General features: G+C 72.7%; 5 protein-coding genes. All 5 read right to left on the bottom strand.

Features of this window, described 5'->3' with window-relative positions; all coding sequences use genetic code 11:
* The coding region (locus ACXJMZ_RS32230) for a WXG100-like domain-containing protein (protein WP_457033556.1) at positions 1–641 on the bottom strand (641 nt) is incomplete at its 3' end.
* Between the two features lie 7 nt (positions 642–648).
* Complete coding sequence (locus ACXJMZ_RS32225) at positions 649–1,701, bottom strand: hypothetical protein (RefSeq protein WP_457033555.1); 1,053 nt, start codon at positions 1,699–1,701, stop codon at positions 649–651.
* Positions 1,702–1,884: 183 nt separating this feature from the next.
* Positions 1,885–3,738, bottom strand: a complete 1,854-nt coding sequence (locus ACXJMZ_RS32220; protein WP_457033554.1) for a WXG100-like domain-containing protein — start codon at positions 3,736–3,738, stop codon at positions 1,885–1,887.
* A gap of 59 nt (positions 3,739–3,797) precedes the next feature.
* Complete coding sequence (locus ACXJMZ_RS32215) at positions 3,798–4,289, bottom strand: hypothetical protein (protein ID WP_457033553.1); 492 nt, start codon at positions 4,287–4,289, stop codon at positions 3,798–3,800.
* A 48-nt stretch (positions 4,290–4,337) separates the two neighbouring features.
* Positions 4,338–6,488 carry a WD40 repeat domain-containing protein gene (locus ACXJMZ_RS32210; RefSeq protein WP_457033552.1) on the bottom strand — a complete coding sequence of 717 codons (2,151 nt, stop codon included), beginning with the start codon at positions 6,486–6,488 and terminating at the stop codon, positions 4,338–4,340.
* Between the last annotated feature and the right edge of the window lie 48 nt (positions 6,489–6,536).

Below are 6,536 nucleotides of genomic sequence, written 5' to 3'. Positions count from 1 at the left end.
CCGCCGATCGCGCCGCCGGCGGCGCTCATGCCGAGCTCCTTGCCGTCCAGCTCCTTGCGGTTGCCCGCCGCGAGCTGGATGCTCTGGGCCAGCAGGTTGATGGCGACCTCCTGGAAGGCCTCCTTCAACGCGTACTCCATGATCTCCTTCGCCAGCTTCTTCAGGATCATCTGAACCGTCGTCTTACTGACGGCGATCGAAGCCGGGATGGTGGCCAGCGAAGCACCCGCCGTGACCGGAGCAGCAGCCTCCGCAGTGGCGATCTCGAAGGCCAGGATGCCGAGTTGCGCCACGATCGAGATCTTGGCGGTCTCGGTCGAGTTGGCCATCGCCTCAAGGCTGTCGGCCATCGCGTTGCAGGACTTCACCATCCCGGGAAAGAACCCGGGCTTTGAGCCGTCAGCCGGCAGGACGAGCTTGTTCCAGTCCTTCTCCAGCCCCTCAGCGGCGGCGCCCTGCTGACCGTCCAGCGCGCGGCGGACCGCCGAGTCGGCAGCCCGGCCGGCCTCGTCCAGAGTCTCGGCAGCGGCCCGCCAACGACGGCCCATGTCCCGCATCAGGTCTTCCTGGCCCTCGGGCCACCGCGTACCGGCGAGCAGGAGCAGGACCCACTGGAGGGGCTCGGGGAGTTCGACAGCCATGGTGGGTTCAGTGCCTTCCGTTGAGCTTGCCGTTGGCGATGTCCCGCAGCACCAGGTCCGGCTGACCTGTTCCGGGAAGCGGGAGTTCGGGCTTGCCGAGCCCGCCGAGGCTGAACTCCTCGGCGTTGTCGTAGCTGTCGCCAAGTCCCTTGAGGATCTTGCCGATCCGCTCGACGATCTCCGGGAGCAGCTTCAGGCCATCGAGAATGTCCTTCTCGTTGCCGAGGTAACCCGGCTCGCCGTCCTCGCCGTCGGCGAAGGTCTTGCCGTCGTCGTCGTTGCCCCAGGGCGCGGTGCCGTGCATGCCGCTCAAGTAGCCGCTCAGGCTGGTGTACGTCTCCTTGAGTTGGTCGGCCACCCCTAGCACCGGCCCGGCGGCCGCCCGGTACTGCTCGGGGATTGCGACGAACCCCGCCCCCGCACTGCCACTCGGCGAACTGGCCGACAGGGCCTGCTTGGAGACCATCTTGTCGGCGCCCGTCTTCAGCGCGGCAGTCACGCCCTCGCCCGCAGGGGCACCCATCTGCATCGCAGGGAAGGTCCCATCGGCGCCAACCTTCGGCACCGCCATCCCCGCCTCACCCGCAGGCACACCCATCTGCATCGCCGGGAAAGTCCCATCGGCACCGACCTTCGGCACCGCCATCCCCATCTCACCCGCAGGCACACCCATCTGCATCGCCGGGAAAGTCCCATCGGCACCGACCTTCGGCACCGCCATCCCCGCCTCACCCGCAGGCACACCCATCTGCATCGCCGGGACGGTCCCGTCAGGCGCGCCGGCCAGGCTCGACCGCGCCTCCGTGACCGTCCCGAACGGGTCCTCCCCCGCCATGGTGTGCATCTGCTGCTTGGGCATCATGCGCTCGGAGGCCTGCTCCACCGGCGTGTAGAACGGCTCCGCCGCCTCCTGCACGGGCATGATGCGCTCCGACGACCGCTCCACCGGCGTGAAGAGCGGCTCCGCCGCCTCCTGCACGGGCGTCAGCCGCTCGAACGACCGCTCCGCCGGGATCACGTCGTCCCCGCCGCCCCAGAGCGGCGCAGCCTGGGGTTCCATGACGGCTCGTCGTAGGGGCGTCCCCACCTGTTCGGCCGGTCGGAACTGCGGCTGTTCTTCCATGACGGTCCCTCATCGAGTCTGCGGGGTGCGGGTGCTGGGTACGGGTGCTGGGCAAAAAACGGAGGGCGGCGGAGGGCTGGAGGTCCTCCGCCGCCCGGTCTCAGGGGAACCGGAACCAGGTCACGGCCTGGGCGTTCCACCACCCTCGGCGCCGGCGCCGGCGGCGATCCGGGTCAGCGCCGCGCGCAGGAACGGGCTGGGCACGTCGTACCCGCCTTCCTGCCGGATCGGTGTGGGCTCCACGACGGCCGCAGGGGCCTCGGTCACCTGGCCCTCCTCGTCGGGGCGTCCGCGCCGTTCGGCCACCGAGCGCGCCCGGTCGAGGTACTCCTCCTCCGGTGCGGGCGCCGCCGGCGGGGCGGTGGTCGTCCCTTCCGGGGCCACCGTCCCACCGGTCGACGCGACCGGGGAGTCGGCGGAGGTCACAGCTCCGCCCGCCTCCGCCCCGGCCTCGGCCACAGTCGGCTCGGCGCCCAGCAGTGCGCCTGCCAACTGGGTCATCAGATCGCCACTCCCGCCCACCGCGGGCTGAGCGGCGGCAGCCGCCGCAGCCGCAGCAGCGGCTTCGCCGGACGAGCCCCCACGAGCTTCGTCCAGCCACTGACGCCGCATCCGTTCGAAGTGCGGGTCACCCGCCTCGTGGTCGACCTGTTCCCCGCCGACGACCCCACGATCGCGGCGGCGCTTCTCCTTCTCCTCCTCCGAGCCCAGCCGGGTCGGCCGCAGGAAACGGTTGCCGCCACCGGCACCACCGCCCTTGCCGCCACCCGCGCCACCGCCCATCGCGCCCGCACCGGGCGCACCGGCGGTGCCACGACCCGACGCGGCCCCGGCCGCACCGCCCGCCATGCCGCCACGGCCACCACCGGCCGCACCACCGGCGCCACGGGCCCCGGCACCACCCGCACCGGCCAGCCCACCACCGCGTCCGTACGCCCCAGCACCCGGGACACCGCCACCGCCGAAGGCACTGCCGCCGCCCGCGCCACCACCGACGCCACCACCGCCCGCGCCCGCGCCACCGCCGCCGGAGCCCGAGTACGGGGTGATCGACCCGTCGCCGAGGCCCTGGTAGCCGGGGTGACCGGCCAGGTTCAGGCCGGGCGGCTGGACCGCGGTCTTGAACAGCGGCTTCCCGTCCGGGCCGAGACCGTTGCCGCCGAGGTACGGGTTCTTGGTCGCCGGCGGCTTGTACGGCTGCACCTTCGGCGGCGTGTACGGCTTCGGCTTGGGAGCGCCGCCGCCACCACCCGCGCCACCACCGGCCCCGCCGCCACCGGCGCCTGAGCCCGCGCCACCGCCACCCGCACCCGCACCCGCACCGCCACCACCGGCACCGCCACCGGGCGGCGCCGAGTCGATCTTGGTCGGCGGCGGGGTGTCCCCACCGGGCGGGGGCACCTTGCCGCCGGCCAGGTTGGCGATCTGCGTCGCGGCTTCCGTCGCCGCTCCGTGGTCGGCACCGGCCTTCAGCATCGTGTCGACGCTGCCGGTGACGTCCTTGACGTACGTGTGGTAAGCCTCGACCGCCGACTTGACGCCCGCCGACTTGGCGATGTCGTCCTTCTTGCCGGCCGGGTTCTGCTCGATGTACTTCTTCGCGTACTCGAGCTGGTTGATCATCGTGGTCTTGGTGTCGGTGATCGCCGCGGCGGCACCCGTGAGATGCGCCTCGACCATCTTTCCGGCCGTCAGGATCGTCCCGGCGTGCGAGCCCTCACCGACGCCGTACTTCTCCAGATAGCGCTCGTAACTCTGCGCCGCCTCACCGGACATGTGCTCGCAGGCACGCTGGGCATGGGCCCAGATGGTCCGGATCCGGACGTCGGCGACTTCGTTGAACGTCTTCCAGGCCGCCGCCAGGTCGTTGATCCGTTCCTCGTTGCCGTCGGGGAACTGGACGTCCCCGCCCTGCTCGCTGCTGTGCAAGGTCTTGAGCACGTCCGCGAGCTCAGGAGGCAGCTCTTTCTTCACCGGTGGTCACTCGTTTCCTGGTCGACGCTGATGCACGGAGGGATGACGACGGGACGGGTTCACATCACCTGCGGGCGGCCGTAGGTGGGCGCGGGCTTCGGCTCGGGGCGGTCACCCGCGTGGTTGTAGTTGAGGTCCGGCCCCTTGGTCGGCGAGACGTACCCCGGTCCGGTGCCCGCCGACGGCGGGGGCGGCAGCGGGATGTCCGTTCCGTCACCGATCTTGTTGATCAGGTCGGCGTGCTCGGTGTCGGTCTCGCGGTGACTACCGCTCATCATCTTCAGGTTGCCCGCGACCTGGGCGGTGTTCGCGAGGAAGGCCTTGAAGCCCTCCAGGGTCTTCTTCTGCTGCTCGGCCAGCCCGATCACCGAGGCGGTCGCCCCGCCCAGCGACTTGCCCACCAGGTCGGTGCCGTAGATGTCGTCCTTGACCGTGGCGACCAGTGTGGAGAGCTTGATGTACGCCTCTTCGAGGTCGTCGTGCATCCGCTGGATCATCGTGGCGGCGGCCTCGACCTCATCCAGGTCGATATTGAAGGAATCCCCTGCCATGCTTCCCAACCCCTAGGCAATTCGGAACGATTGAACGGACGGCGGTGCTCAGAGGGTGAGGGCGCCACCCGGGCCGACCACGTACAGACCGGTCTCGCCGAAGGCGATCGCCAGCGGTGTGCGGTCCAGCGGCGCCTCGTTGACCAGCGCGCCGCTGGCCAGGTGCCAGAGCCGCAGTGTGGCGGTGGCGTCTCCGGCGGCCACCAGCACCTCGCCGTCCAGCTCCTGGCAGATCAGCGAACGGACCTCCGCGGTACCGCCGGGCAGATCGGCGATGCCGTGCCCGCCCATCACGTCCCAACCGAGGACGGAGCCGTCGGTGCAGCCGGCCAGCACCACGGCCCGGCCGTCCAGGGTGCCGACGGTCAGCTTCTCGGCCGACTCCCGAAGACCCGTCAGGACCGGTCCGGCCTGGCCGCCGTCGACGTCCCAGAGCCGGACGGTACGGTCCCGGCCCGCGGTGGCCAGCATCCGGCGCCCGCTCACCTCACCGATCGCCAGCGCGGTCACACCGTCCTGATGGGCCGCCAACTGCCGGAGCGGGGCGCCGTCCTGGGCGCTCCGGACCCGTACGGTGCCGTCCGCCCCGCCCGAGACCAGGATGGCCGCCGTACCGGGCACCGGCTCACCGAAGACCAGCGCGGTGACCGCTCCGGTGTGCGGCGTCGGCACCGAGAGCGGCACGCCGTCGCTCAGCCGGTGGCAGCGCACCGCGCCGGCCACCGTGCCGCAGACCAGCACCGGTTCGCCCTCGGCCGGCAGCACCGCCACCGAGCCGACCGGGCCGCCGTCGGAGTCCAGCACGTACAGCTCGGTCCTGGCCGCCACGTCCCAGAGCCGGACCCTGCCGTCGCCGTAGCCGGCCACCAGCACCGGGCGCCCGTACAGGTCGCCGACCGCCAGCGCGTTGACCGGCACCGGGCCGGTGCCGTCCGCCCGCTCGGGCTCGTAACTGCCCACCGGCTTACCGCCCTTGGTCTCCCAGAGGCGGATCCGGCCGTGCTCGTCGCCGCTGGCCAGCAGCTCCTGGCCGCCGACCGTGACGGTGACCAGCGCGGTCAGCCAGCTGCCGCCGGCCGGGCGGCCGCCGAGCGCGGTGGCCGCGTACACGTCCCAGGTGCGCAGCGTGTTGTCGAGAGCGCAGGAGGCCAGCACCGGGCGGCCGTCCAGCTCGGTGAAGGTCAGACCGGTGACGGTGGCCGAGTGGCCGGTGAACAGTGCGACCTGGCGCCCGGTGGCGAGGTCCCAGAGCCGGATGTCCTGGTCCTGGCCGCCGGTGGCGAGCAGTGCCTGTTCGCCGAGCGGGAGCACCGCGAGCGCGGTGACCGGCGCCGAGTGGCCGACCAGCAGGTGGAGTTGGGCCCCGGCGCCGGCGTCCCAGACCCGGACCGTGCCGTCGGGTGCGGCCGCCACCACCAGGTCGACCGCGGCACAGCGGGCGTGCAGCAACGCCCGGGCACCCTCGCCGCCGATCTCCAGCAGGCCGAGCCCCTTGCCGTCCTCGGCCCGCCAGGCCCGGACCTCGCCGCGCCGGCCGCCGGAGAACACCAGCGGGACGCCCTGCACCAGCCCGGCGGCCACCACCTGCGCGCCCTCACCGCCCGAAGTACCGTGCACCAGCGCGCCGCTGGCGGCGTCCCAGACCTGCACCGCACCGTCGGCCGCACCGACCGCGAACAGCTCCCGGTCGTCCACCACCCCGAGCGCGACCGCGCTCGGCAGCAGTCCCGCCTCGCCGTCGGAGCCGCCCAGCGAGCCGCCGTCCGGCAGCCGGCCGAGGTCGAAGCCCTGGCCGCCCTCGGCCAGCGCGTAGGCGGGCAGGCCGTCCACCGTGCCGATCGCGGCGGCCGGGAGCACCGTGTCGGCGGCGGCCTCAACGGCTGCCGACTCGACGACGGCGAGCGGGAGTTGGCCGTACTCCAGCGGCTGCAGCAACTGGACGGCGAGCGCCTCCAGCAGCCGGGCCACCGGGGGCACCGGGTGCTCGGTGCCGTCGGTCCAGGCGGTGTCACCGACCGTCAGCCGACGGGCGGCCGGGTCCGCGACCGGCTCCCCGGCCGGGGAGCCCGGGGTGGCCCGGAGCGCGGTGCGCAGCCGCTGCGGCACCGCCTGGTCCAGCCCGCCGTACCGCACCGTGTCACCCTCGGGCAGCTGCCGCTCGACCAGCAGCGAGCCGTCCTCGTCGATCGTCAACTCCATGCGGCCGACGGCCAGTTGACGCGATCCAGCGGTGAAGCGAATGGTGCC

It is taken from the genome of Kitasatospora sp. P5_F3, assembly GCF_054049135.1.
This window is presented reverse-complemented; position numbering and strand designations above follow the sequence as displayed.